Origin of the sequence: Edaphocola flava (assembly GCF_004118155.1) — a bacterium.
Lineage (GTDB): Bacteria > Bacteroidota > Bacteroidia > Chitinophagales > Chitinophagaceae > Edaphocola > Edaphocola flava.
Map to the genome: position 1 here is coordinate 431,037 of NZ_SAIQ01000003.1, position 25,348 is coordinate 456,384.

The window sequence follows — 25,348 nt, forward strand, 5'->3', positions numbered from 1 at the left end:
TATATTTATCCTGAAAAACGACAAGCATGTCCTACAATATCCCCAGCCAGCTGAAAGGATTGACAGATAGCGCTGTAACAGCATCCCGGACACAGCACGGATATAACCGGCAGGAGGCTGCTAAAGCCAATACCTGGTTGCATATACTGACAGACATCCTGAAAGAACCTATGCTGATCATGCTGATGGCCATAGCCCTGATATACCTGGTTACAGGTAATTACGGAGAAGCGGTGTTTATGCTGGTTGCGCTTATTGCAGTCTCTGCAATCTCTTTTTACCAGGACAATCGCAGTAAAAAAGCACTGGAGGCACTGGAGGCGATCAATGAGCCACTGAGTACGGTGATCCGGAACGGGGTAGTCATATCTATTCCTACTCATGAGATTGTAGTTGGTGATCTTTGCATTACTGAAGAGGGGAAAACCATTAATGCTGATGGCCAGATCCTGTACAGTACCGACTTTTCGGTCAATGAATCTTCCCTGACCGGAGAAAGTTTTTCAATATTCAAAGATACTCAATCCGAAGACAATAAAGTATTCAGCGGCACCGTAACAGTATCGGGTATTGCCGTATTTGAGGTAGTGCATATTGGTAAAGAAACCCGCATCGGAAAAATCGGCTCTTCTATTGCCGGCATTAAAACGGTTACCTCTCCCCTGCAACTTCAGATCCGGAAATTCATTAAGGTCATGGCGATTGCCGGACTGCTCATATTTCTATTGGTTTGTGCAGTTAAGTATTACCAGACCAGAGACCTTGTCGGTAGTCTGCTCAATGGTTTAACCCTTGCAATGTCTATCTTACCAGAAGAAATCCCGGTGGCCTTTACCACATTTATGGCCTTAGGTGCGTGGAAGCTGATGCGGGAGGGCATTATCGTCAAACGAAGCAGTATCATAGAAACACTCGGTAGTACAACGGTTATCTGTTCCGACAAAACGGGCACTATTACCGAAAACACAATGCAGCTGAAGTATCTGTATGATTACCATACAGACGGCACTTACGAAGAACAGGATTTTAATAAAGAGGCCTTATCGCAACTGATTACCTACGCTATGTGGAGCAGCGAGCCGGTGCCGTTCGATCCTATGGAAAAAACAATTCATCGGATATACGAACAAACGCAGCAAACAGATCAGAGAAGCAGCTACCATTTATCTCATGAATATCCGCTAGAAGGTAAGCCTCCTATGATGACGCATGTATTTACCAATACCGCACAGCAAAGGATCATTGCCGCCAAAGGTGCACCGGAAGCAATCCTGGAAGTATCTGCCTTAAGCGAAACCGAAAAGCAGAAAATCAGGAACCTGGTTACAACATTTGGCCAGCAGGGTTACAGGGTACTGGGTGTGGCGCTAAGTGATTTTGCACAAACAATATTTCCGGAAAAACAACAGGACTTACCCTTCACTTTTCTAGGATTGACGGTATTCCAGGACCCACCGAAACAAGGCATACAAGAGGTTTTTAAAAGTATTTATGATGCGGGTATCAAAATAAAAGTGATTACCGGCGATAATGAAGACACTGCAGCGGCTATTCTCCGGCAGGCAGGCATTATAAATAAAAATCCTGCGGTGAACGGAACAGATATCATCCACTGCACAGAAGAGCAGCTGACACAGTATGCTACCCGAAGCACTTTATTTACCCGCATGTTTCCTGAAGCCAAGCTTGCGGTCGTAAACGCATTGAAACAAAATGGTGAAGTGGTGGCTATGCTGGGCGATGGGGTTAATGATGGTCCTGCTTTAAAAGCGGCGCATATCGGTGTGGCTATGGGCAATAAAGGAACAGAGATCGCCAAATCTGCAGCAGCACTGATCCTTACCAATGATGATCTGGCTAAGCTCATTACCGGTATTGCCGCCGGAAGGAGAATTTATGCCAATATCAAAAAGGCGGTCCGTTATATTATTTCCATTCACATACCCATTATCCTGACCGTATCCCTGCCATTATTCCTTGGCTGGATCTACCCCCAGATTTTCACACCGGTACATGTGATCTTTATGGAGCTGGTTATGGGACCTACCTGCTCTATTGTGTACGAAAACGAACCTATGGAGCGAAACGCGATGCAATCTACTCCCCGCGCAATGTCTGACACATTCCTGAACCTGCGCGAACTGGGCATCAGCATAGTCCAGGGCCTGGTGATTACGGCTGGTGTGTTAGCAGCCTATCAGTGGTCAATACACAACGGTGGCAACGAAGCAGAGACAAGGGCTATGGTATTTACTACGCTTTTACTGGCTAATATTCTGCTGAGCCTGGTCAACAGGTCTTTTTATTACAGCATATTTACCAGTTTCCGCAATAAGAACCGATGGTTTATAGCTATTAACGGCCTAACATTAATCCTGTTGCTGGCAATATTATATTTTAGGCCATTTGCCAATTTCTTTAAAGTAAGCGGCTTAAGTTTGCAGGCACTAGGCCTGTCTGCACTGATCGCCGGTGTTTCTGTATTATGGATGGAGCTGTATAAGCTGATCAAAAGGATACGGACTAAACATCAGTAATCAGGCTTCATCAGGATTATAGACTATCCGGCATTATCAATCCTAAACATTATGAATAGCAACACTAAAAAAATCCTTACTGCTATTGGTACATTCCTGCTTACCTATACTGCATATGCACAGGTCGGGAACAATACAGCACTATATAAAACGATTTTATCCAGAGACAGCCTGCTGTTTGATGTAGGCTTCAATCATTGCGACATCAAACAGTTTGAACAATTGCTGAGTAATAATTTTGAATTCTACCATGATAAAAATGGCATTGCAGACCGGAAAAAATTCTTATCTGATCTCAGAACAGGTCTGTGCAAGGATACAGAGCAGTACCAGGCCAGAAGGAAGCTCTTAGCAGGAACTACCGAGATATTTGCATTATATAATCCCGGCAACCCTGGTGCTGTATATGGCGCTATTCAGAATGGGGTGCACCAATTTTATGAGCAGCAAAAAGGCCAACCGGAAAGCATTGGGGGTTCTGCACGATTCTCTCATCTATGGCTTTTGGAAAATGGCGTATGGAAGCTGGCTAAATCATATAGCTTTGAGCATGTACGCGAAGCAGTAATTACCGATAATGCACTCCCAGAGCAGGATTCAGCAATAGAAAAATGGCTACAGGACAATAATGTTCCGGCATTGGGCATCGGCATTATTGAAAATGGAAAACTACAGCAGATAAAAGTTTTCGGCGAGCGATCGACAGGAAATGCAGCACCATACAATACCATTTTTAATGTCGCTTCACTGACCAAACCGGTTACGGCACTGGTTGCCTTAAAGCTGGTAAGTTCAGGAAAATGGAGCCTGGATGAGCCACTGACCAAGTACTGGACGGATCCTGATATTGCTACTGATCCCAGGGCGAAGTTGCTGACCACAAGATTAGTGCTTAGCCACCAGACAGGATTACCGAACTGGCGCTGGAATAATGCGGACAAGAAACTGAAATTTGAATTTGATCCCGGAACAAAATATCAGTATTCCGGAGAGGGATTTGAATACCTGAGAAGGGCTATGGAAAAGAAGTTCGGTAAATCATTACAACAACTGGCCGGGGAACAGATCTTTACTCCCCTGAAATTGAAAGACACCCGTTATACCTGGAGCGAAGCAGTAGATACTGCCCGTCTGGCAATTGGTTATGATGTAAACGGGAAGGCTTATGATATCGTAAAGAACAGAACAGCCAATGCCGCAGATGATCTGATGACAAGCATTGAGGATTATGGAGCATTTCTGCTCAGTGTACTGAACGGATCAGGATTGAGCAGCACTGTGTTTAAGGAAATGATCACCCCGCAGGTAGCCAGTGAAAAAGGGAAACACTTTGGCCTGGGGTTTGAAATCTATGATCTCGGCGACGGAAATTATGCCTTATCTCACGGTGGATCGGATGATGGTGTGCGTACTATTGTATTTCTCTTACCCAAAACACAAAAGGGATTACTGATCTTTACCAACGGTGATAATGGTGCACAACTGTATGCACCACTGATCAGGAAATACCTTGGAGCAGATGGCCAGCGTATTATTGATATAGAAATGAAATAATCAGTTGTACCGGATTTGCCTTTCACATGGCGACAGTAAAAAATAAAAAGGGGACATGTATTACATGTCCCCTTTTATAATTAAGGCACTACATAAATAGTGTATACTTCGTTATTATTTCTTGATAACCGTTCTTGTATTCACACGCTGACCATCTACCATGGTATTTAGGAAATAAGTTCCGGCAATCACATGCTGCAATCCGCTGAGTTGCATAGGCCAGGTTCCTTTATCAGTCTTGGTTTCCTGTTGTGCTACTATGCGACCAGTAATATCTACCAGCTCCAGGCGTACTGTTCCTGGCGCATTCAATGTTGCTGTAGTGTTCAATACATCAGAGAATGGGTTAGGATATACGGTATTTGCTCCTAAATCTAAAGTAACATTGTTTTTAAACACTACATTACCCCATTTATGGAAGGCATGGTGCAGCTCGTCCAGGTAGGTGCTGCTCGCATCACGATTATAATAAACCGCATACATGAAATCCGGCGTCAGGTCTATATCAGATTTGCTGAACGCAATACCCGTATTAGGCAGATTGGTGTATGGCGAAGAAGTAGATCCGTTCGGCAGTTCCCAATAATCGGGATAACCAACGAAACCGCTTGCATCAGGTTTCATTTCCAGGGCAAGATAGCCATTATAGCTGCCATTGGTGGCATACCAACCCACAGTAATATCATCATTGCCGGAACGACCACCACCATAGTGTAATGTCGGAGAGTATACATTGAATCCGTAAAGAGGCGTATTGCCCAGGGCACCGGAGTTAACACTCACATCACCGGTAGTACCATAATAATCATAACGAACAATTACATTGTCATGTGTCTGATCTGCAAAAGTATAGGCCCAGTTCTTAGAATCATCGGCATCTTTACAATCCAGTACAATTTTAGATCCTATCCCTGCCGGAGGATTATATACATCAGCAAAGAAAGGTGTAACAGAACCAAAACCATAGTATATAGCATTAAAATCGATAATGCTGGAATTGATTTGCGTACCTGCAGCATTCTGGTGTACAAAACGTACATAAGTATCTCCGCCAATTTCCGTTAAAGCCAGATCCGGTCCGATTTCTCCGTTACTGCCATTCAGAAACACAGTACTACCCCAGTTACCATCCAGACAGGCTTTAGCAAAAATACCGCCGCCAGCAGGGCTATACGGATCCTCATAAACAACTGCCGCTTTGCGTAAGTCAGTGCTTTGTGCATCCAGGCGAATGCGGTGTCCGAAATATCCAAGTGTAGAAGTAAGGGTAATGGTATTATTATAAACTACCGGATTTGTAGGAGATGAAGTAATGTCATACACGTCAATTTTATAGCCTGCCCACTCATAAGCCACCAGGATCTGTGTGTTGCCTGTAGCAGCATTATACACAGCACCCACCTGGAAAGAAGAAGCATCGTCGTAACGGAATGTTTCATGATACACTACATTGGAAGGATCGCTTGGTTTGGTAAACTGTACTGTAAACTCGCTCAGCCCGATACCCCATCCGGCAAGATATACATCTACATCTCCCCATGCTGTAGTACCATGTACATTTCTGAAGGAATAGCAGGAAGCCTCATCAGACTGACTAACAATATTGCCGTTGAATACATGTTCATAAGCATTTGGTGCGACAAATGTCTGTGCCTGCGCTGCTGCAGCTCCGATACCTAATGGCACTGCAAGCAGGGCTACTTTGAAAAATTTGTTCATAATGGGTTGTTTTTTTGGTTGTTTTAAATTTATATAGAGTGAAGAAAAATGCGTCAAAAAAAAATCTCACCGGAAAGTGATTTTATTGAACAATGCACAAAATAATCAAACCAACATTAATTCCAAATAAAATGAATTAAAAAATGACATGACTTAACTACCGTTAATATGGGGTTTTGACACATTCGTAAAGAGATATATGTAATAAATCCAACCTGAGCCATTACTAGAATATTTTTTAACAGGGTATCCACTAAAAGGAAACAAAATTTAGCATTATAATTTAAGTAGCCTATATATCTATTGCTACCTTTTGCCTTGATGAAAACAAAGTCATTTTTGGTCCTTTCGTTGCAGGATAAAAGGAGGAAGAAAATAGTAGACTATATGCGGATAGTAGGTTATTTGTATGAAAATGAAAGCACACCAAAAGATGTGCTTTCATTTTCATACAGCAGCTATTTACTGCGATTCTTCTTCTGTTCATAAGTTGCATGCAGCTGTCCGCAGGCGGCTTCTATGCCGGACCCAAACTGTGTTCTTTTGGTAGCATGTATACCGCGGGATTGTAATTGCGCGACAAACATGGAAACCTTTTCTGCAGTTGGTTGCTGATAAGCAGCATTGGCACCGAATGCCTGATTGTACCGGATCACACTGATGTGGTACAACTCAGGCCGGTACTGTGCCTTGACCATTGCCACCAGCGCATCCAGGTGCTCCTCTGTATCATTTAGATCTTTGATCAGCAGGTAAGCGAGGTATACCTTGCGGTTGTATGTGCTCACGTATTGATCCAGGACTGCAAGGTTATCTGCCAGGGGAAATTTCGTTTCCAATGGAATGAGTTCTGCCCGCTGTTCAGGGAATGGTGAATGCACAGATAAGGTAATGGTCACATTTGGAAATTCCCGGACCAGCCGCTCCAGATGAGGTGCAAAACCAACCGTAGACATGGTAATCCTTGTTTGAGAAAAACCTCCGTAACCTTTAGTGGTAAAGGCTTTGATGGCTGTAAATATGTTAGGATTGGCCAGGGCCTCTCCCATTCCCATAAAAGCGATACTGTCGGGCAATTTTCTTTGCCAGTGCGGATGAAAGACCTGTGCGCAGATTTCATCAGCAGTAAGATTTTTCATCAGCCCCATCGCGGCAGTAGCACAGAAACTACAGCCCAGGCCGCATCCGCACTGGGAGGAAATACACATGGAGGTCCATCCACTGCGGTAGTGAGAAAGGACGGTTTCTATTTTTGCTTTCGACCTGGTTTCAAACAGTATTTTCTCTACCTGCTTAGACGAATGGCTTTCCACTATAGTCAATGGCAGCGGTGTGATACCGAATCGGGATACCAATTGCTCCCGCAAGGGCTTAGGCAGTTCTTTTACATCTTCAAAGTTTATGCTACCCTGCTGTAAAGCGTGTACCAACTGTCTGAAGCGGTACGAGGGTATATCCTTACTGGTCAGAAATGACTGTATATGTTCTAATATGCCGCCACTCGGCGGACTGGGTAAGCTGGTGATGTTCATTTTGTATATTGTATTTAAGCTCCTGTTTTCAGAAAGCCTGATCAGATATTGCTGCTCCATGATTTTAAAGCAGTGTTTCGTTTGGATTTGCGGCAATAAAGAATCGTCAGGGATAGTGCCTATGTGGCCTAAACATAAATACGCTTACACAAAATGTACGCACGCATGAAAGCAGGAAAACAGTCGCAGAATAATATTCAGCCAAAAGAAGTGTTCGCTACTTGTTACAACAAGACTATACCCTGTTTGTGTGTCACACCAGGTATATGTATTGAAACCGTAAATCTTTGTTGGGCTGTATATTGGAAAGGACTTGTACAATAAGCATAACTTCTATCCATAAACGTTCATAAAGTTCGTGCCGGAATGCAGCACTGTCTTTATTCGCCAGAAAGAAATTATATTTTACATGCTTATTATATTTTGTTTGAAGAATGCAAATGTACAAAAAATACTAAAGTAACAGGCAGTTGTCTTCACAGCACTTCACTACTATCATACATAAATAAGAGAACAGCGATTTATCAAATCGCTGTTTATGATATTCATTTTATCTTACAGACAACGAATCGTACCCCCATCGACTCTTAATACCGCACCGCTGATATAATCAGCATAACGGCTGCAGAGATAAGCTACGGCGCCTGCAATTTCTTCAGGTGTTCCGAATCTGCCGGTATCATTCGGAATGAGTTCCTGTACCGCTTTATACCTGATCTCTTCCGGATCACTACCCCATCCGAATTTCGGTGCAGCCTGCTCCAGCCATTGCTCCACCATAGGGTTGATGATGGCGCCCGGCGATACAACATTGGACGTGATGCCGGTTTCTTTAAGCTGCCTGGCCAGTGATACAGACATATTATGATGGGCCGCCAGCGTTGCATTATAATGCGGTTGTTCTTTAATCGGTTGTATGCCCAGTCCGCCACCGATGTGTATGACCCTGCCCCATCCGAGCAGTTTCATCTGTGGAACAATCCGTTGTACCATACGAACATAAGAAACCACATTGGTATTATACAGATCCAGCCAGTCTTCTGCACTTGCTTCACCCCATGACTGATGCGATGTTGCTCCGGCATTATTAATCAGAATATCCACCGGCCCTGACTTCAATGCGGCGGCGGCTACTGCATCTGCTCCTTCATTTGTGGAAAGGTCTCCTATGGCAACCTCTGCCGATCCGCCGGAAGCTATAATTTCAGCGGCAACTTCTTCGGCTCTTTTACGATTACGTCCATGTATAATAACCATGGCACCTTCACTGGCGAGCATTTTAGCAATGGCTTCGCCTAAACCGGAACTTGATCCGGTGACCAGGGCACGCATGCCCCTTACTTGTATGTCCATCTTTTAATTGATTTTTATGCTATGAATATTTTTTATTTGGTGCATAACCAAAGGCCTTTTTATAGGCAAAAGAGAAATGTGAGAGGTCCTCGAAACCCAGGTCCAGGTACACATCAGAAGGTTTTTCTTTTCGCTCTTCGATCAGGAAACGGGCGGCTTCCAACCGCTTTTGTACCAACCATCTGCTCGGGCTGATATGATATATCTTTTCAAAATCGCGCTTGAATCCCGAAAGGCTACGCCCTGTAAGGAAGGCAAACCGATCCATAGGTACATTATACCTGTAATGGCTGTTCATAAAGGCTTCCAGGTCTATCTTGCCCGGCTCACTAAAGTCGAAGAGTGCATTTTTAAACCCGGGATTATGTTGTATCAGCAGCAAAACAAGCTCTCTTGTTTTCAAAGCAACAATGCGTTCATCTTGCTGTTGCTGCTGCAGATAAGGAACCAATGAGTCAACAAAACCTTTCAACAGGATATCGGACTGTATCAGTATCGGCACTTCAGGAGGAAAACTTCCGTCGGCCTTTAGCCCGTATTGCTCGCTCATCTCCCTTAATGTGGACTGATCGATATGTACGGCTATAGATCTGAAACTGCCGTCAGTTGTACTTTTGACGTATTTAGTAAGCTGGTTCCTTCTGAAGAAGCGAAAGTCTCCTTCACGATAGGCATATTTATGATCGGCAAGCCAGACATCCTGTTTACCCTGCAGGATGTAACTGAAAATATGGTCGGCCACAAAAGCTTCCCCTTCGATATTGGCACCGGAATAGCTATTCAATACTATCCTGGGCCCCATACCGGGATCCTTTACACTATTTCCTGAGCGGTCATTTTTGCATTCCATAATGATCAGCTGATGATTACTTTTGGTTCTAATTGTTCTTCCAGTCCATAAACGCCGCCTTCTCTGCCTACACCGGACTGTTTAAATCCACCGAATGGTGCCAGTGCATCATGATAGATGGTATTGATGGCCACGCGTCCTGCATTAATCTGAGCGGCAACTTTGCGGGCCCGTTCCATATCCGATGAACTTACATATGCATGCAAGCCATAAATGGTATCATTGGCAATGGCGATAGCCTCTTCTTCTGTTTTATAAGTAATAACTGATAATACCGGACCGAAGATCTCTTCCTGGGCAATTGTCATATCGTTATTTACTCCTGTAAATATAGTGGGTTTGACATAAAACCCGTCCTGCAATCCTGCTGGTTTACCCGGACCGCCTGCTAAAAGTTCTGCCCCTTCTTCTATACCCAGGTTGATATAATGCTGTATACGATCAAACTGTTTCTGACTGGCCATCGGACCTATGACTGTATGCTCATCGCGCGGATCGCCTACTGTTTGTTTGGCTACGGTCTCCAGCAGGATGCGCTTAACCTCGGGCAGCAGTGCTTCCGGCACCAATAGCCGGGTACCTGCAATACAAGCCTGGCCGCTATTCATAAAAGCAGCATTTACCGCCATCGGGATAGCGGTCTCCAGATGGGCATCGTCAAGAATGATATTTGGTGATTTGCCACTGAGTTCAAGCGTTATGCGTTTCATGGTATCTACTGCATTCCGGGCAATGATCTTGCCAACAAGGGTAGACCCTGTGAACAGGATCTTAACTACAGCAGGATGTGTAGATAATACGGTACCCAGTACATCGCCTCTGCCATGCACCATATTGATCACTCCCGGAGGAAGGCCTGCACGATCAAAACATTTGGCCAATACCTGCGACTGTATAGCGCTCATTTCACTGGGCTTGATCACCACAGTACACCCTGCAGCAATAGCCGCAGCCAGCTTTACGCTGATAGACCCTGAATTGGCATTCCATGCGGTCATGATTGCAGTAACTCCTACCGGTACCATGGATATTGTAGACTGACCCATGTTGCGCTCAAACTCAAAATCCTTAAGGATGTCTTTAAAATACAGGAAAGTTTCTGCTGCATACTGGTTTGACCAGCGGGACCGCTGTACTGTAGCGCCATACTCGGTCGTAGTTGCCTCCTGCAGATCGTCGATCCGCTCCATTAGGGCATCATGCAGACGCTGCAGATAATCCATACGTTGTGTGCTGCTTGTTTGCGCAAAAGTTGGCAAAGCAGCCGAAGCAGCAGCTATTGCAGCTGTTATATCCAGCTCATTGCCCAATACTACCTTGCCAATTTGGTTTCCATCAGAAGGATTGATGATATCCATCTCCTCTGTTCCAGTCGAAGGAATGAATCTTCCATTGACATAATGCTGATTGATTATTTTCATTTTGTTGCTTTTAAAACGAGCCACAAAGAGCATCGTTATTTCAAACACAAAATTACTCCGATACGCATGCTGCAGGTTTGCCCAAAAGCCCAGATTTCTTTGCTGAAAAGCCCGCCATTTTTATCTATAAAGCTCCCAAACATATCTTAATCCAGTTTAGCCACAAAACAAATACCGCCCGAAACCCGGACGGTATTTGTTTTTACTGATTTAAAGGAATACTTGTATTACTGCTTTTCCCATTCCTTTTCAAAATCTTTCTGCGTCTTCTCCGGTGCGAAGTAATGATTATGGTGCTGGTTTATATCATATGCGATAGCCTTATTGATCAACATATTTATTTCGGGTATTACCCATTCCGGTGAACCTTTCTTTTCCTGTCCGTTTGTGTACACTTTTACAGCCCGGCCATTCTCCATATCTACTTTCATTAATATGGAGGGTCCCATAAAGCCAGATACACTGTAGCCCGTATATACCTCTTTCTTACTACTTCCGTCTGTGAATGTTAGTTTCAACTCAATATAGTTATGTGGTTTTGTAGACTGCACACCGTAACGGGCATAACCCTCAATAGAGCGTAATGTTTTCAGGTAACGGACTACATTCTGCCTGCTTTCCGGAATATAGCCCGGGTAGCTTGCACTTTGTGTATGGTTATCTATCTCTTTATCAATTTCTGTATTGAACATAGCAATCATTTTATCATTGGGCTTGTCTACAACATCAAATTCTGAGCGGGAAGAGAAGATGGTATCGGAAAAAAGAATGAGTAAGGTAACTGCCACCAATACCACGATCATTATGGGACTGAATATCCTTGTTTTGTTTTTGTTCATATCGCAAAGGTTTAACTCGTGAGATTGATGCATTATTATACTATAAATATAAGCATAACCAATCATAGCGCAGCTATTCTAAGACATCCCGGAATGCGAAACATCATGCGTTATGTTAAATTACCTTCATTAAATAGACAATATTGTCTATTTAATACCTATCTTTGCATTATGAAACAAAGAGGACAAGTCGTTATTGACAAGATTCTTGATACCGCAGAGCGGTTATTCTATACCCAAGGCTATAGTAATACCGGCATCAACCAGGTTATAGAAGAGGCTGATATTGCCAAAGCATCTTTGTATAAACACTTCGAGACAAAGACGGATCTGCTGGTGGCTTATATCCAACGCACACATGAACGCTGGCATAGCCGCCTGCAAGAGGCTATAGATAAGGTGACCGATCCTAAAGATAAGCTGCTGGCGATTTTTGATTACCACATCGAACGTCAGGAGATCAGACAGTTTGGAGGATGCCCGTTTATAAAAGCAAATGATGAGGCCGGAACCAGCGACCCGCGTGTATTGGCTGAGATACAGGCTACAAAAGTCCATAGCAAGTCTATTATCAAAAAACTGGTTGCAGCCTCGGGCCATCAGAAAAACCTGACTGATCAGGAACTGAGCGAACTAATATTCTTCACCCTGGAAGGGGCGCTTACCAGCGTATCGGTATTTAAACAGACTGCGGAACTGAAGGCAGCAAAAAAAATCATTAAAAAATTAATCTGATGAAAGATGTAAAAAACAAATGGCTGGAACTGGCCATTGTATTATCAGCCCCTTTACTTTCCGTTATAGACGTATTCATTATAAACATTGCCGTGCCCTCTATTAAGAAAGGGGTACATGCGACAGATGCTGAAATCCAGCTGGTCATTGCCGGCTACCTCCTTGGTTATGCAGCATTCCTGATAACCGGTGGCAGAGCAGGCGATCATTTCGGGCGTAAGAAGGTTTTCTTCTGGGGTATGTTTGCCTTTACGATAACCTCTTGCCTCTGTGGCTTGTCTGAGTCTGCCCTGCAATTAAATATTACACGGTTCCTGCAAGGGCTTAGTGCTTCATTTATGGTACCGCAGACCATCGCTTTTATACAGGTACTATTTACCGAAACTAAAGAACGAGCCAAAGCATTCGGCCTGTACGGCATCACGCTGGGTACAGCTGCGGTAATAGGACAGGTGCTGGGCGGTTACCTTTCCGAAACCCATTGGGCCATTGAAGGCTGGAGACTGATCTTCTTTATCAATCTTCCGATAGGCATTGTTACCCTATGGGCCACTCATAAATATGTAACCGAAACCGAAAAGCATCAGCGTACTAAATTTGATTATACCGGTATTTTCATTCTGACGGCGGCTCTGTTCAGCCTCATCTATCCTTTGATCGAGGGACGTGAAGCGGGCTGGCCCTTATGGAGTATAGGATTATTTGTTTTATCTGCTGTACTGTTTGCCTTCTTTATCTATAATCAGCGTATGAAGCTGAAGGCTAACCGTAATCCCCTGATTGATGTACGTTTATTTAAAATTAAGGACTTCAATATCGGCCTGATAGCAGTGCTGTTCCACTTTATGCTGCATACGGCCTATCTGTTGCTGAGTGCGGTATACATACAGAACGGACTTGGTGTTTCGGCTGTAGATTGTGGCCTGTATTTTATTGCTCCGGGCATTTTGTTTATCATATCATCTGTACTGGCATCTGGCATGATCGTAACTTATGGCAAACGGGTGTTGCAGGTGGGTGTTCTGGTACTGACCGCTGCCTTTTATTTGCAGATGACCGTATGGAAACCGGGCATCAATACCTGGGCTATAATAGGACTGATGGGCCTTTGGGGTTTTGGTAATGGATTGGTACTCCCCTCTCTGCTGAACCTGGCCCTTAAAAATGTACCTTCACAATATGCAGGTGCGGCAGCGGGAATCTATTCTACATTTCAGCAAACAGCCTCTGCATTGGGGGTAAGCATCATTGGTGGTATATTCTTCTACTTCTCTCAACAGAGCTGGCAGATGGCATATAAGGCCGGTGTAATTGCGATCCTGGTCTGTGTGGCGATGGTAGGCATCATGTTGCAGTTATTGCCTTCTGTCCGCACCACACGTCGTAAAAACAGCAAAGAACCTATTCATGAAAGCGTCGAACCTTTTGAATTATAAAGATATGCCCTCGCCGGTTGGTACCATACGGCTGGTGGCCTCTGATAAAGGCCTGGTGGCTGTTTTATGGGAGGGCGAGGACTATTGCCGAACCAAACTACCCGGTGCAGTGCATAGTGAACATGCGCCTATACTACTGGCCGCAGAAAGGCAACTAGAAGAGTACTTTGCGCGGACAAGAACCGGTTTTGATTTGCCGCTCGACCTTCGGGGAACGGAATTTCAGATCAGGGCATGGGAAGCGCTGTTACAGATTCCTTATGGCAAAACAAGGACCTACGGAGAACTGGCCAGGATACTGGGTGATATAAAAGCGGTACGTGCAGTCGGTGGTGCGCTGAATAAAAATCCGGTGGCGATTATCGTTCCCTGTCATCGGGTGATTGGTGCCTCGGGCAAGCTTGTCGGTTTTGCCGGCGGCCTGGACCGTAAGTCCCTGCTCCTTTCCCTGGAACAGGAGCTCAGGATGCCGAGCTTGTTCTAAGCCTTTATCCCTAAAATTATATTTGAACAAAACCGCGAAATGTATTCTATTTGTATTTCAGCACTGAAGCCGGACTAATCCGGGAACAGTGCTGCAAATAAAGAAATATATTATTGCATATGAAAATAGAAGCCAGCTCACCAGAGCAATATATAGATCAACTGCCGGAAGACAGAAAGCAGGCCGTATCTGAACTGAAACGGGTTATAGCCAAAAATCTGCCTAAGGGCTTTTCTGAAACAGTAGGTTATGGAATGATCGCTTTTGTGGTACCCCACAGTCTTTATCCAAAAGGCTATCACTGTGATCCGAAATTGGCACTGCCTTTTATCAATATTGCCTCACAGAAAAATTTTATTGCCTTGTATCATATGGGTCTGTATGCCGATAAGGAACTACATGACTGGTTTGTAAACGAATACCCAAAACACTGTAAAACCAAGCTGGACATGGGAAAGAGCTGTATCCGATTCAAAAAACCGGATCAGATACCCTTTGATCTGATTGCTGAATTAGCTACAAAAATGAGTGTTGCGGATTGGGTAAGCATATATGAGCATAACCTGCAACGATAAGCTGCAATGCACTGTATGAAGCGATATACCGATTCATACAGTGCATTGAGCACCAACTTTTAGGAATCAACCATAGCTTCACTTATAATTTTTGCTACCTTTTGCCTTGATGCAAAAGGTACCGCCAAAAAATCAAGGCTGTATAAATCCCTGGCTAAAAATCAATGTGTCGGTCGGTCGCAAACCAGACTCACTGCGTTCAGACAGTGGTTTCCGACGTTATCGACCGAGCCAATGATTTTATTAACGCCGGATTTATAAGGCCATTTTGAGCGATCTGTACGGTACGATCATTTACTATTTTGATTACGGGAATAGTCATTGTATCAACTCTACAGAACATCAGCAGCCAAAATTTCGTGCCTGAGGTATAAAGTACGCAACGGTACAAAATGGCGTTGCTTGGCAATTACATTGATAAAAAAAAGTACCTTTTATTCTTTTCTGGCCTGAGGTAAGACTAAAAATGATTGCCCACACATCGCTGATATTCCTATTATTTTCTTATGGCCTGCTTATACTTCATTTCCTTCTCTATAAGGCTATCCATGCTGTAGGTAAATACTTTCTGGCCGCTTAATAAAAAGGCTGCTGCGCTGCCAACCCAGACAGCATAATCGAATGTTGATTTTATACCTAATGTTATGGTCATGGAAATGGCAAAGATCATGAGCAAAATACCTGTAAGCATGGCTACCCATCTGGTTTTAAAGCCTGCGATGAGCAATAGGCCCAGGATTGTCTCTGCAAAGGTCGCCAGGTAAGCATTGATATTCTGCATTCCCGCAGGCAGAAAGGAAGTGATCTGTCCTGTGTATTCGATAAACTTATCCATATTACCCCAGACCGCATATTCTACCGGCCACATGCCCAGCCGGTCTGCAACCGCTGATAATAGTGCCAGGGAAAGCGCGATCCTTAAAAATAATTGTGCCCAATCGCTGCTGTGTAAATGCTTCATATCGACTTCGTTAAAGTACAAATGTAGGCCTGCTTTGTTTTTAAAAACTTAAGCTGGTTTAAGAAACACGATTAAGCGTAGGGAAAGATTAAAACAAAAAAAGAGACATGCTTTATGCATGTCTCTTTTGCGGAGTAGCGAGGGCTGGAATCGAACCAACGACCTTCGGGTTATGAGCCCGACGAGCTACCGCTGCTCTACCTCGCGCTGTTGTGGGTGCAAAAGTAGAACTCTTTTTTTACTCTGCCAAATCTTTTTGATAATTAATCCAAAAATAATTTGCATCCGCTATCTTTGCATATACATGGATACACAACACAAAGCCGGATTTGTCAATATCTTCGGACCGCCCAATGCTGGTAAGTCTACTTTACTGAACGCAATGATCGGTGAGTCTCTCGCGATCATATCGCCTAAGGTACAGACCACGCGCCATCGCATACTAGGCTTTATCACAGAAGAAAATTACCAGATCATCTTTTCAGATACGCCGGGCATCATTAACCCGAAGTATAAACTGCACAATAAAATGATGCAGCAGGTAAAGAGTGCAATGGAGGATTCGGATGTGGCCTTATTAATGGCCGATGCGACAGAAAGCATTGATGGCTTTGCGGAAATCATTTCCATCCTGAAATTAAAATCGCCCACTATTCTGCTGATCAACAAAATAGACCTGATCAAAGATAAAGCAGAGCAGGAGCGACTCATCGCGGCATTTACGGAGAAAATAAAACCTAATAAAACGCTGGCGATATCGGTTACGAAAAAGATTAATACCGATAAAATTCTGCCTGCCGTACTGGAATTCTTACCGGAGAATCCGCCTTTCTTCCCTGAAGATGATATCTCTGACCGTCCTACCCGTTTCTTTGTTTCGGAGTTGATCCGCGAAAAGATCTACATGCTGTATGACAAAGAGATTCCATATCACACAGCTGTACTGGTGCAGTCTTTCAAAGACTTGCCCCATATTGTGCGCATCAGTGCCGATATTGTAGTGACCCGCGAAACCCAAAAAATAATTATGCTGGGCGACAAAGGCAGTATGATCAAAAAACTGGGTACTAAATCGAGGGAGAGCATTGAGCAGTTTCTGGGCAAAAAAGTATTCCTGGAACTGTTCATCAAAGTGCGCCCGAAATGGAGGGAGAATGACACTTACCTGAAAGAGTATGGCTATTGATCTGCGGCCTGAAATCCGCATACAGCCTATTGATCACCCTATAAACCGTGCTGCAGGTATCTCTTTGAGTATCCTGCGGCTGGATGAAATTCATCCGGTGGTATCAGGCAATAAGTGGTTCAAACTACAGGAGTATATACGGCTGTTCCGCGAGGGAGATTATGCTTTTATACTCACCTTTGGCGGTGCACATTCCAATCACCTTATTGCTACCGCCGCTGCCTGTGCGGCTTTCGGTATTCCCTGCCGCGCATGGGTAAGGGGTTTTCACGGACAGGCCATTGAAACAGAAACCCTGAAGGAATGCCGCAAACTAGGCATGGAACTGCATTTCATTGGCCGGGATGTCTATAGTCGTCATGATGAAATATTCCTGCATGAGGTACAACTGCAATACCCAAACGCTTTAATCATACCGGAAGGCGGCTATGGTCCTATGGGTATAGCAGGTGCAGCGGCAATTACAAATTATATACCGGCAGAAACAGAACTGGTGTGCTGTGCCATCGGCTCCGGCACTACCTTCTGTGGCATTGCCAATGGCTTACTGCCCCATCAGTCCGCTCTGGGCTTTACTGTTTTTAAGCAGGGAGCAACTATTGCAGAGGAGCTGCAGGCACAAATACCCCATCAGCGCTGGGTACTGGCTACAGACTACCATTTCGGAAAATTTGCCCGGCATACACCTGAATTGATTGACTTTATCCGTTATATGCAGCAAGAGCATAATCTTCCACTGGACTTTGTATATAATGCTAAAATGCTCTGGGGGCTGCTGGACATGATAAAGCAGGACAAGATGGCTGCGCAGCATATATTATGCATACATACTGGTGGCCTCCAAGGCAACCGGAGCATTGCTCATCTGCTGGAAGCGTAAAGGTTTTACTAAAAATAGTGCTACGCTGAAAAATCTATTGTGAATTACTTATTTTTGAACTCATGAAGCAAATACAATCTGTCTCTATTAAAGGTTTTATATACGCGTTATTACTTTTATTCAGTTTCCAGGCGCAAGCACAGGAAGAAGGCCCTACTCCGACACTACCCGACTTTAATGCAGTGACCAAAGACGGAATCAATATTTTATCTTTTATCAATCCGTACGAAAATGGCGTGAAACTGATCACCGTTCAACGCTCTGCAGACAGTAACTATAATTTTACAACCATTGGTACGGTGCCGAAAACAAGCAAGGGTGCCGCTGCATTCGTAGATCCGCATCCGATGGTGGGTAAAAACTGGTATCGTATCGTACTCGAATTCGGTTCTGGTATTGACTTTAAAAGTAACCTGAAATCACTCTACCTGGACAGTGCAACTATTGCCAAGCAAAAGCTGATTCCGACATCTTCTGAGGAGCTACAGAAAGTAATCAACCAGAATACATCAACGGAATCTCCGAAGCAAATCGTGAATGCGGTAGAAAAACAAGCGCAGGCGGTAACCTATCCGAAATCGAAGTATGTATATACAAACCCTTTTTCGGGTAATATCAATATCGAATTGCCAGATGCTCTGAGCACAAATTACTCTATTGAATTCTATGACGCTTCAAAGAAAAAGGTGCTGACAATACCGAGGGTAAATGAGAAAATGATCATCCTGGACAAACGTAATTTCAACCAATTAGGTTTATACCAGTTTACCATTTTCAAAGAGCATAAAGAATTTGAAAAAGGATATGTAACTATATTTTAAATAAACGAAAATGGGAGCGGGCTCCCATTTTTTCTTTCCATAACTATTCAATATACCAGATCATGCTGACCGTATCTGTAATGAATGCCCTGTTTAATGTGCCTGTAGGCCTGTATCCGCAGGAAGCACATACTATGAATAAAATACAGGTAGACCTGAGGGTAAGTGTACCTGCAGATATTCAACAGCTACCGCTTATAGACTATACAGTTCTGTACAGCCTGTTGAAGGAAGTAATGCAACAGCCACATAAAACACTCGAGACAATCGTTCGCGATGTATATGCAAAAATCAAAGGATTGCAGGATGAAAGTAAGGTTAGCATCAGTGTACGCAAACTGAATCCTCCGATTTCCGGTATCGTGGACTACATGGAAGTAAGCTTTTCAGATTAGGTAATACTCCTGAATACGGTAAAGGAAAGTAGCAGCTCCAGTGCCAGCAAACACACGCCCAGTAAGGCAAATGGCCAGTACCATTCTTTATACTGCATATTACCACTGCCATCAATCTTACTCTTCTCGAGCTGATCGATCTCATTATATATTTTCTTCAGGGAAGCATTATCTGTTGCGCGGAAGTACTTACCTCCGGTCTGCTGTGCAATCTCTGTCAACAGGGCCTCATCGATCTGTACCGGCATAGCCTGGGTGCGCATTCTGCCGGAGGCATCCTGCACCGGGTACATGGCTGTACCCTTCGATCCTACACCAACTGTATATACCCTCACCTTATAGGTTTGCGCAATGCGCAATGCCGTTTGCGGATCAATATAACCTGAGTTATTAACCCCATCCGTAAGCAGGATCACGACCTTACTCTTAGCCGAACTGCTGCGCAGACGATCTACTGCTGTGGCCAGTCCCATACCAATGGCGGTACCATCGGCCAGCATACCACTTTGCAGGTTTTCCAGCTGTTCGATGATGACATTATGATCGGTGGTGATGGGTGCCTGGGTAAAGCTCTCTCCTGCAAACACAACAAGACCGATACGATCTGCCGGACGATCCATCACAAAATGTTCTGCCACTTCTTTTGCAGCTTCTATGCGGTTTGGCTTAAAGTCTTCTGCCAGCATACTTGTAGACAAGTCCATGCTCAACACAATATCTATACCTTCATTATATTTATTGTCCGGGGCATTGGTCTGCTGCGGACGGCTCAATGCAATGCAGAATAAGATTAATGCCGCCATGCGCAGATAGTGCAGCCATTTACGGTAGCGTACTTTTGGTGCATCGGGCAGACTAGCTAAAGTCTTGGTTGTGGACAGATGAAAAGTCATCTCCCTCGACAACTGCTTTCTGCGTCTGATCCATAGCCAGAGCGGAATGCACAGCAGTAATAAAAGGTATGCCGGGCTATGTAAGGCTATATGGGTACCGGGTATCTGCATCATACTACAGCGCCCTCCTCCGGCTCACGGCTTTTTGTTTTATAAATAATCTTGGTTGCAGCATCCATACAAGCAACCTGCTCCAGGTGTTCCGGGGCAGCTTTGGCAAATTTGGCCAGATCGGCCATTACAAATATTTGTTTCAATTCCTGTCGTATCTTCTTCAGCTCTCTGTTCTGTTTGGCCAGCTTCAGCAGATCGTCGGTGGTCAGTTCTGCTGCGGCAATGCCATAACGCTCTTCCAGGTAGGTTCTCAGGATATTGGTCAGATCAGTATAATACTCTTTAATTAATCCTTCTGCCTCATAAGGCTTATGCGACATTTCTTCCAGCATACGCAGCGCTTTCTCATGTGGTTGTTCTACAGGTCCACGGAGTTTACGCGGGGTCTTGCTGCGCTTACGCAGCCATTTCCACAAGAAGAACAATACTGCGGCTGCAAACAATGCCCCTAGAGCCCATGGCCAGTATTCCCACCAGGCCTTAGGCACCTGTATAATATCTTTGATCGGGCGTATAGGCTTTTGCAAGTCTACCAGGACCGTCTGTATCGTAACGGATGTACTGTCCGTATTCAATACCTTTTCCTGTCCGTCCGGGCTCTGTACCGTAAAGGCTACCGGCGGTATAATATAAGTACCGGAATCGAAGCCGGTCAGGGTCAATTTTTGTTTATACAGTATTTGGCCGTTTGCTCCGGGCAGGGAATCTACCTTACCCGTATCTACGATTTCGAGGCCGCTGAGTTGTGGCACGGCAGGCCATACGAGTTTTCCATCCTGCTCTTTATGATTTACCTCCAGGAACAGGTGCAGCTGTTCGCCTATGGCAATACGGCGACTATCCACGCTTGCTTTAACCGTAGTCTGTGCCATTGTCACAAAGGGTTGCAGCAGTATGCTCAGGAGCAACAGGCATCCAAGTGCTATGGGGAAATAGTTCTTTCTGTTCATCTGCAAATGCTATATTCTCGCTCTGAAAAAGCCTTGTAGTGTTTTGATATAATCCTGGTCGGTGCGTACAGAGAGCAATTGCGCTCCGGCCCTAAGGAATGTTTCTGTGTTGTATTGTTGTTGCTTTTTGAATCCGGTGGTATAACTGATGCGGGTTGCAGGATGCGAGCTGTCTATCCAGCGGTTGGCCCCGGTTTCGGAATCCTGTACCTGCAGCAGCCCGGCATCGGGCAATTCCATATCCATACGATCATACACCTGCATACCCACCAGGTCATGCCTTCTCGCTGCCATTTTGAGCGGATACTCATACTCTTCCGAGATAAAATCACTGATCAGAAATGTAATGGCGCGTTTGCGCATCACATTATTCAGAAACTCCAGGCAACAGCGAATGTCGGTACCGCGGTTCTGTACCGGTTGCATGGTGATCAGCTCACGGATAATGCGCAGTATATGCGACTTCCCTTTTTTGGGCGGAATATATTGTTCCACTTTATCACTGAAAAAGATAACCCCTACCTTATCATTATTGGTAGTTGCCGAAAAGGCAAGCACCGCACAGATCTCGGTGATCATTTCTCTTTTATTGAGCTGTGCTGTACCGAATAAGGAACTGCCACTGACATCTACCAGCAGCATTACAGTCAGTTCGCGTTCTTCTTCAAAAACCTTTACAAAGGGGGTAGAGAAACGGGCAGTCACATTCCAGTCAATAGTGCGCACATCATCGCCTGGCGAATATTCGCGCACTTCACTGAAGGACATGCCCCTTCCTTTAAATGCGGAATGATACTCGCCGGAAAAGATATGACTGCTCAGCCCTTTGGTCTTGATCTCTATCTTTCTTACCTTCTTTAAAATTTCTGCAGTAGTCATTAAAGCTTAGCCTGTTGAATCCTGGTCAAATAAAAGATGTATTCGTAATGATTACGAAGCCATGTACCTGCTATGGTACTTCTACTGCATTCAGTATTTCATCGATAATATTTACAGAGGTAATATTCTCTGCTTCGGCCTCGTAGGTAATGCCAATACGGTGGCGCAGTACATCGTAACATACGGCACGGATATCTTCCGGAATTACATACCCACGGCGCCTGATAAAGGCATATGCCTTGGCGGCAATGGCCAGACTGATACTCGCTCTCGGCGAACAGCCAAAGGCAATATAAGGCTGCAGTTTCTGTAAATTATAGTCTTTAGGATAACGGGTGGCAAATACGATGTCGATGATGTATTGTTCGATCTTCTCATCCATATAGACTTCCCTAACCAGTTCACGTGCTTCAACAATCTCTTGTGCAGTAACTACTGCATTGATTTTATTCTTGCTCTGTGGTTCTATATTCTGACGGATGATCAGTCGCTCTTCTTCTTTTTCGGGATAACCGATCACAACTTTCAGCAGGAAACGGTCAACCTGTGCCTCCGGCAATGCATAAGTACCTTCCTGTTCTATCGGGTTTTGTGTAGCCAGTACGAGGAATGGCTCTGCAAGCTTATGTGTGGTATCGCCAATGGTTACCTGCTTTTCCTGCATGGCTTCCAGCAGGGCAGATTGTACCTTTGCCGGGGCGCGGTTGATCTCATCGGCCAGTACGAAGTTGGCAAATATTGGTCCGCGGCGCACTTCAAACGTATGCTCTCTGGGGTTATAGATCATCGTACCGATTACATCGGCCGGTAATAAATCGGGGGTAAACTGGATGCGGCTGAAACGCGCATCGATAGCGGAAGCCAGTGATTTTATGGCCAGTGTCTTGGCCAGTCCCGGTACACCTTCCAGCAGTATGTGTCCATTGGCCAGGAGTCCGATCAGTAATCGCTCTCCCATATGCTTCTGTCCCACAATAGCCTTACTTAATTCTAACAGCAACATATCTACAAATGCGCTCTTGGCATTGATCCTTTCATTCAGCGCTTTGATATTCACTGAATAGCTGCTCGCAGATAACTCCATAAAATAATTCGGTTGTATTTTCTGTATCTAAAACTTTTCTTCTTGGAACTGCAATTTATGCGTTTCCTGTAAAATAAACGATTTATTGGCAAAATTATGAGCAAGGGAAAGTTAAATCCTGCAACGGTTTTGCCGGTACTTAAAACGGTAGCAGAACGTACTCAAAATTATCTGTTTCCGACCTACAATATAGTCTTAATCGGGCAACTTTCCACGCTATTGTAGTATTTTCACTACAAACCAAGTGTAAACCTGAAAACATTCGATACGACATTCTTTTATACACTTAACATTCTATACATTTGCGCCGCAGCAAGATTCAATTCACTCACAGGTGGCTATCAGAACTGCTGTACTCAGGCCACTATTACTATATAATGCCGGTAAAATGGCAGCAAAAGTTTGTTGTAAGAGGAATATTCCTTACCCCAAGAACGGAATCTCCTTACACAACATTCCATATACACAAGAAAGGTTCGTATTGTCTAATACGAACCTATATTTTTATACCTCTTGGCTGTTCTTCTAAAAAGGTGATCCGAATAGATTATTGCATAAACTGACTATCCACATGTAGTCAACTATTTTCTTCGTCCTTTTGTCCGGCAACAAAAGAACCAAAAGATATAAATAGAATGCCTAAATCATAAGGCCAATCTTTGTTTCCTTTAAGCGGATAACTCAGTTAGCATATGCTGCCTCTTTCCTGTAAACCGGCTAAAGGATACTACAATTTATTGCACAAAAAAGCAGCGTATTTGAGTACGCTGCTTTTCGTTATTCAATTCATTATTACTTATTCGTAAGATTTTAATTTAGCCTTGTATTCTGCAGATTTAGCAGGATCATTTAATGCTGCGTGGATCTTACCCATTGCCTGTAATGCTTCCAGCAGGTATCCTTTTTCATCAGGAGAGATGCTGTTTGATTTTTGTTTTGGCTCCAGAATTCTTTCAACGGCAGTAAACGGAGTTAAAGACTCTTTCAGGTAGCTGGTTCTCAGATTGAATAAACCATCGTATTTGGCATTATCTGCTTTGGTGCTCCCTAATTTGTTCATCTGGTTTGCGATATAATCAGATTTCTGTACAAACATATTACCTAACTGATACTGGTAAATCGGATTGTTGGATTCCAGTTCAATAGCTTTCTTCATTTGCGCTTCCGCTTTTTTGAACATTTCTTCTGCATTGGCTGGTGTATTACCATCCTTGCCGGTAGCCATGTTTAAGTACAGGATACCCAGGTTGCTGATATATTGCGGGTTTGAAGGATCCTGCGCTACTGCTTCTTCGAATTTTTTCACCAGCAGATCTTGCTGTCCCTGCGCTACATAATAGTTCAGTTCATCGGCAGCGATATCTTTATTGCCCGGGAATTTTTTCTTAGCCGCTTCAATAGTAGCCATTTGTTTCGCATTATTTTTCTGCTCGCCATAGCTCATTGCTGCAACGCGGTACAGATCTACAGTTCCTGTAGTAACAGGATTGGCCATTGCGGCTTCCAGTTTGGGAATTGCTTCATCATATTTTTTCTGGTAGTATGATGAGTAAGCGCTGTACATATTGGCCTGTGCCAATACGGTATCATAAACGGCTTTGTTATCTTTGATATAGGCACCGTTTTTGTAGCCAAATGCTTTTTTGGTTACATCAAATGCAGCAATAGCCGCATCATAATTACTTTTATTGAATTCAGAGATACCGTCGTTGAATGAGAAAATACCTGCATTCTTAACTACAGCATCAATACCATCTGTTTTATTTTCAATTTTAGCATCGAGGGATACTGCTTTTTCAAACGCATCAAAACCAGCTTTGTATGCTTTCTGATCCTGGAAAGCAGGCAGTTGTGACATGCTGATGTAGGTAACCGCTTTTGCCATCCATGCAGAAGCATTACCAGACGTTTCTGCATTAGCCACAGCTTCATCAGCAGCAGCTTTCGCCTTGTTTAACTGCGCTTCGGCTTCGGCTTTATTGTCCGCAATCAGCGCCAAGGTTGCTTTATCATAAGCATTGTTTGCTTCTTTGATCTTTGCTTTCTGAGCATAAGTGGTACCTGTAGCAGTAGCCAGTACTAAGCCCAATGTTACAAATTGTTTTTTATTCATGATCTTTTTCTTTTTTCCCCTTTTAATGGTTTTTTGT

22 protein-coding genes and 1 tRNA gene are annotated in these 25,348 nt (G+C 44.0%); 10 read left to right on the forward strand and 13 right to left on the reverse strand.

Going from position 1 to position 25,348, the window contains the following annotated elements; translation table 11 throughout:
- Positions 1–26: 26 nt before the first annotated feature.
- Positions 27–2,537 (forward strand): cation-translocating P-type ATPase, encoded by a 2,511-nt coding sequence (locus EMP01_RS11435; RefSeq protein WP_129021660.1) that lies wholly within the window; start codon positions 27–29, stop codon positions 2,535–2,537.
- A 51-nt stretch (positions 2,538–2,588) separates the two neighbouring features.
- Positions 2,589–4,091, forward strand: a complete 1,503-nt coding sequence (locus EMP01_RS11440) for a serine hydrolase (RefSeq protein ID WP_129021661.1) — start codon at positions 2,589–2,591, stop codon at positions 4,089–4,091.
- Between the two features lie 114 nt (positions 4,092–4,205).
- Here the strand turns inward: EMP01_RS11440 and EMP01_RS11445 are convergent, their stop codons facing one another.
- The 6 genes from EMP01_RS11445 to EMP01_RS11470 all read right to left on the reverse strand — a co-directional run bounded on the left by EMP01_RS11445 (position 4,206) and on the right by EMP01_RS11470 (position 11,805).
- Positions 4,206–5,810: a T9SS type A sorting domain-containing protein gene (locus EMP01_RS11445; RefSeq protein ID WP_129021662.1), complete on the reverse strand. Its 1,605-nt coding sequence runs from the start codon at positions 5,808–5,810 to the stop codon at positions 4,206–4,208.
- Positions 5,811–6,268: 458 nt separating this feature from the next.
- Positions 6,269–7,402: a radical SAM protein gene (locus EMP01_RS11450; protein ID WP_202616056.1), complete on the reverse strand. Its 1,134-nt coding sequence runs from the start codon at positions 7,400–7,402 to the stop codon at positions 6,269–6,271.
- Between the two features lie 495 nt (positions 7,403–7,897).
- Positions 7,898–8,695: an SDR family NAD(P)-dependent oxidoreductase gene (locus EMP01_RS11455; RefSeq protein WP_129021663.1), complete on the reverse strand. Its 798-nt coding sequence runs from the start codon at positions 8,693–8,695 to the stop codon at positions 7,898–7,900.
- A 19-nt stretch (positions 8,696–8,714) separates the two neighbouring features.
- On the reverse strand, positions 8,715–9,545 hold the full coding sequence (locus EMP01_RS11460; protein WP_202616057.1) for a helix-turn-helix domain-containing protein: 831 nt from the start codon (positions 9,543–9,545) through the stop codon (positions 8,715–8,717).
- Positions 9,546–9,550: 5 nt separating this feature from the next.
- Positions 9,551–10,966, reverse strand: coding sequence for an aldehyde dehydrogenase family protein (locus EMP01_RS11465; protein ID WP_129021664.1), 1,416 nt, complete (start codon positions 10,964–10,966; stop codon positions 9,551–9,553).
- A gap of 227 nt (positions 10,967–11,193) precedes the next feature.
- A complete protein-coding gene (locus EMP01_RS11470) occupies positions 11,194–11,805 on the reverse strand; it encodes a hypothetical protein (RefSeq protein WP_129021665.1) in 612 nt (203 codons plus the stop codon).
- 171 nt (positions 11,806–11,976) lie between these two features.
- On the opposite strand from EMP01_RS11470, the gene EMP01_RS11475 reads away from it, so the two are divergent.
- The 4 genes from EMP01_RS11475 (at position 11,977) to EMP01_RS11490 (ending at position 15,035) form a co-directional block, all read left to right on the forward strand.
- Positions 11,977–12,540 (forward strand): TetR/AcrR family transcriptional regulator, encoded by a 564-nt coding sequence (locus EMP01_RS11475; protein WP_161971323.1) that lies wholly within the window; start codon positions 11,977–11,979, stop codon positions 12,538–12,540.
- Positions 12,540–13,976 carry an MFS transporter gene (locus EMP01_RS11480; RefSeq protein ID WP_129021667.1) on the forward strand — a complete coding sequence of 479 codons (1,437 nt, stop codon included), beginning with the start codon at positions 12,540–12,542 and terminating at the stop codon, positions 13,974–13,976. The genes EMP01_RS11475 and EMP01_RS11480 overlap by 1 nt, the downstream gene beginning before the upstream one ends.
- Positions 13,948–14,460 carry a methylated-DNA--[protein]-cysteine S-methyltransferase gene (locus tag EMP01_RS11485; protein WP_129021668.1) on the forward strand — a complete coding sequence of 171 codons (513 nt, stop codon included), beginning with the start codon at positions 13,948–13,950 and terminating at the stop codon, positions 14,458–14,460. Before EMP01_RS11480 ends, EMP01_RS11485 begins: the two co-directional genes overlap by 29 nt.
- A 119-nt stretch (positions 14,461–14,579) precedes the next feature.
- Positions 14,580–15,035 carry a DUF1801 domain-containing protein gene (locus tag EMP01_RS11490; RefSeq protein ID WP_129021669.1) on the forward strand — a complete coding sequence of 152 codons (456 nt, stop codon included), beginning with the start codon at positions 14,580–14,582 and terminating at the stop codon, positions 15,033–15,035.
- Between the two features lie 496 nt (positions 15,036–15,531).
- Here the strand turns inward: EMP01_RS11490 and EMP01_RS11495 are convergent, their stop codons facing one another.
- Together EMP01_RS11495 and EMP01_RS11500 are read right to left on the reverse strand one after the other, a co-directional pair.
- Positions 15,532–15,996 (reverse strand): DoxX family protein, encoded by a 465-nt coding sequence (locus EMP01_RS11495; RefSeq protein WP_129021670.1) that lies wholly within the window; start codon positions 15,994–15,996, stop codon positions 15,532–15,534.
- Positions 15,997–16,131: 135 nt separating this feature from the next.
- Positions 16,132–16,203: transfer RNA gene (locus EMP01_RS11500), tRNA-Met, on the reverse strand.
- A 97-nt stretch (positions 16,204–16,300) separates the two neighbouring features.
- On the opposite strand from EMP01_RS11500, the gene era reads away from it, so the two are divergent.
- The 4 genes from era to EMP01_RS11520 all read left to right on the forward strand — a co-directional run bounded on the left by era (position 16,301) and on the right by EMP01_RS11520 (position 19,278).
- Entirely contained in the window at positions 16,301–17,182 is an 882-nt protein-coding gene (gene era, locus EMP01_RS11505) for a GTPase Era (protein ID WP_129021671.1), read from the forward strand.
- The gene (locus EMP01_RS11510; RefSeq protein ID WP_129021672.1) at positions 17,172–18,062 is read left to right on the forward strand and encodes a 1-aminocyclopropane-1-carboxylate deaminase/D-cysteine desulfhydrase; all 891 of its coding nucleotides are present in this window, start codon (positions 17,172–17,174) and stop codon (positions 18,060–18,062) included. Before era ends, EMP01_RS11510 begins: the two co-directional genes overlap by 11 nt.
- Before the next feature lie 62 nt (positions 18,063–18,124).
- On the forward strand, positions 18,125–18,883 hold the full coding sequence (locus EMP01_RS11515) for a hypothetical protein (RefSeq protein WP_129021673.1): 759 nt from the start codon (positions 18,125–18,127) through the stop codon (positions 18,881–18,883).
- Between the two features lie 62 nt (positions 18,884–18,945).
- Positions 18,946–19,278, forward strand: coding sequence for a dihydroneopterin aldolase (locus tag EMP01_RS11520; RefSeq protein ID WP_129021674.1), 333 nt, complete (start codon positions 18,946–18,948; stop codon positions 19,276–19,278).
- Here EMP01_RS11520 and EMP01_RS11525 read toward each other — a convergent pair.
- The 5 genes from EMP01_RS11525 to EMP01_RS11545 all read right to left on the reverse strand — a co-directional run bounded on the left by EMP01_RS11525 (position 19,275) and on the right by EMP01_RS11545 (position 25,311).
- On the reverse strand, positions 19,275–20,285 hold the full coding sequence (locus tag EMP01_RS11525; RefSeq protein ID WP_202616058.1) for a vWA domain-containing protein: 1,011 nt from the start codon (positions 20,283–20,285) through the stop codon (positions 19,275–19,277). The genes EMP01_RS11520 and EMP01_RS11525 overlap by 4 nt on opposite strands.
- Positions 20,282–21,235 carry a BatD family protein gene (locus EMP01_RS11530; protein ID WP_129021675.1) on the reverse strand — a complete coding sequence of 318 codons (954 nt, stop codon included), beginning with the start codon at positions 21,233–21,235 and terminating at the stop codon, positions 20,282–20,284. The genes EMP01_RS11525 and EMP01_RS11530 overlap by 4 nt, the downstream gene beginning before the upstream one ends.
- A gap of 9 nt (positions 21,236–21,244) precedes the next feature.
- A complete protein-coding gene (locus tag EMP01_RS11535) occupies positions 21,245–22,114 on the reverse strand; it encodes a DUF58 domain-containing protein (RefSeq protein WP_129021676.1) in 870 nt (289 codons plus the stop codon).
- Between the two features lie 70 nt (positions 22,115–22,184).
- Entirely contained in the window at positions 22,185–23,198 is a 1,014-nt protein-coding gene (locus tag EMP01_RS11540) for an AAA family ATPase (RefSeq protein WP_129021677.1), read from the reverse strand.
- Positions 23,199–23,994: 796 nt separating this feature from the next.
- A complete protein-coding gene (locus EMP01_RS11545) occupies positions 23,995–25,311 on the reverse strand; it encodes a tetratricopeptide repeat protein (RefSeq protein WP_129021678.1) in 1,317 nt (438 codons plus the stop codon).
- Positions 25,312–25,348 lie beyond the last annotated feature (37 nt).

Excerpts from the sequence above, each read along its gene's own strand:
- EMP01_RS11435 (WP_129021660.1), top strand. The coding sequence starts at position 27 with ATGTCCTACAATATCCCCAGCCAGCTGAAAGGATTGACAGATAGCGCT.
- EMP01_RS11440 (WP_129021661.1), top strand. The coding sequence starts at position 2,589 with ATGAATAGCAACACTAAAAAAATCCTTACTGCTATTGGTACATTCCTG.
- EMP01_RS11445 (WP_129021662.1), bottom strand. The coding sequence starts at position 5,810 with ATGAACAAATTTTTCAAAGTAGCCCTGCTTGCAGTGCCATTAGGTATC.
- EMP01_RS11450 (WP_202616056.1), bottom strand. The coding sequence starts at position 7,402 with ATGGAGCAGCAATATCTGATCAGGCTTTCTGAAAACAGGAGCTTAAAT.
- EMP01_RS11455 (WP_129021663.1), bottom strand. The coding sequence starts at position 8,695 with ATGGACATACAAGTAAGGGGCATGCGTGCCCTGGTCACCGGATCAAGT.
- EMP01_RS11460 (WP_202616057.1), bottom strand. The coding sequence starts at position 9,545 with ATGGAATGCAAAAATGACCGCTCAGGAAATAGTGTAAAGGATCCCGGT.
- EMP01_RS11465 (WP_129021664.1), bottom strand. The coding sequence starts at position 10,966 with ATGAAAATAATCAATCAGCATTATGTCAATGGAAGATTCATTCCTTCG.
- EMP01_RS11470 (WP_129021665.1), bottom strand. The coding sequence starts at position 11,805 with ATGAACAAAAACAAAACAAGGATATTCAGTCCCATAATGATCGTGGTA.
- EMP01_RS11475 (WP_161971323.1), top strand. The coding sequence starts at position 11,977 with ATGAAACAAAGAGGACAAGTCGTTATTGACAAGATTCTTGATACCGCA.
- EMP01_RS11480 (WP_129021667.1), top strand. The coding sequence starts at position 12,540 with ATGAAAGATGTAAAAAACAAATGGCTGGAACTGGCCATTGTATTATCA.
- EMP01_RS11485 (WP_129021668.1), top strand. The coding sequence starts at position 13,948 with ATGAAAGCGTCGAACCTTTTGAATTATAAAGATATGCCCTCGCCGGTT.
- EMP01_RS11490 (WP_129021669.1), top strand. The coding sequence starts at position 14,580 with ATGAAAATAGAAGCCAGCTCACCAGAGCAATATATAGATCAACTGCCG.
- EMP01_RS11495 (WP_129021670.1), bottom strand. The coding sequence starts at position 15,996 with ATGAAGCATTTACACAGCAGCGATTGGGCACAATTATTTTTAAGGATC.
- era (WP_129021671.1), top strand. The coding sequence starts at position 16,301 with ATGGATACACAACACAAAGCCGGATTTGTCAATATCTTCGGACCGCCC.
- EMP01_RS11510 (WP_129021672.1), top strand. The coding sequence starts at position 17,172 with ATGGCTATTGATCTGCGGCCTGAAATCCGCATACAGCCTATTGATCAC.
- EMP01_RS11515 (WP_129021673.1), top strand. The coding sequence starts at position 18,125 with ATGAAGCAAATACAATCTGTCTCTATTAAAGGTTTTATATACGCGTTA.
- EMP01_RS11520 (WP_129021674.1), top strand. The coding sequence starts at position 18,946 with ATGCTGACCGTATCTGTAATGAATGCCCTGTTTAATGTGCCTGTAGGC.
- EMP01_RS11525 (WP_202616058.1), bottom strand. The coding sequence starts at position 20,285 with ATGATGCAGATACCCGGTACCCATATAGCCTTACATAGCCCGGCATAC.
- EMP01_RS11530 (WP_129021675.1), bottom strand. The coding sequence starts at position 21,235 with ATGAACAGAAAGAACTATTTCCCCATAGCACTTGGATGCCTGTTGCTC.
- EMP01_RS11535 (WP_129021676.1), bottom strand. The coding sequence starts at position 22,114 with ATGACTACTGCAGAAATTTTAAAGAAGGTAAGAAAGATAGAGATCAAG.
- EMP01_RS11540 (WP_129021677.1), bottom strand. The coding sequence starts at position 23,198 with ATGGAGTTATCTGCGAGCAGCTATTCAGTGAATATCAAAGCGCTGAAT.
- EMP01_RS11545 (WP_129021678.1), bottom strand. The coding sequence starts at position 25,311 with ATGAATAAAAAACAATTTGTAACATTGGGCTTAGTACTGGCTACTGCT.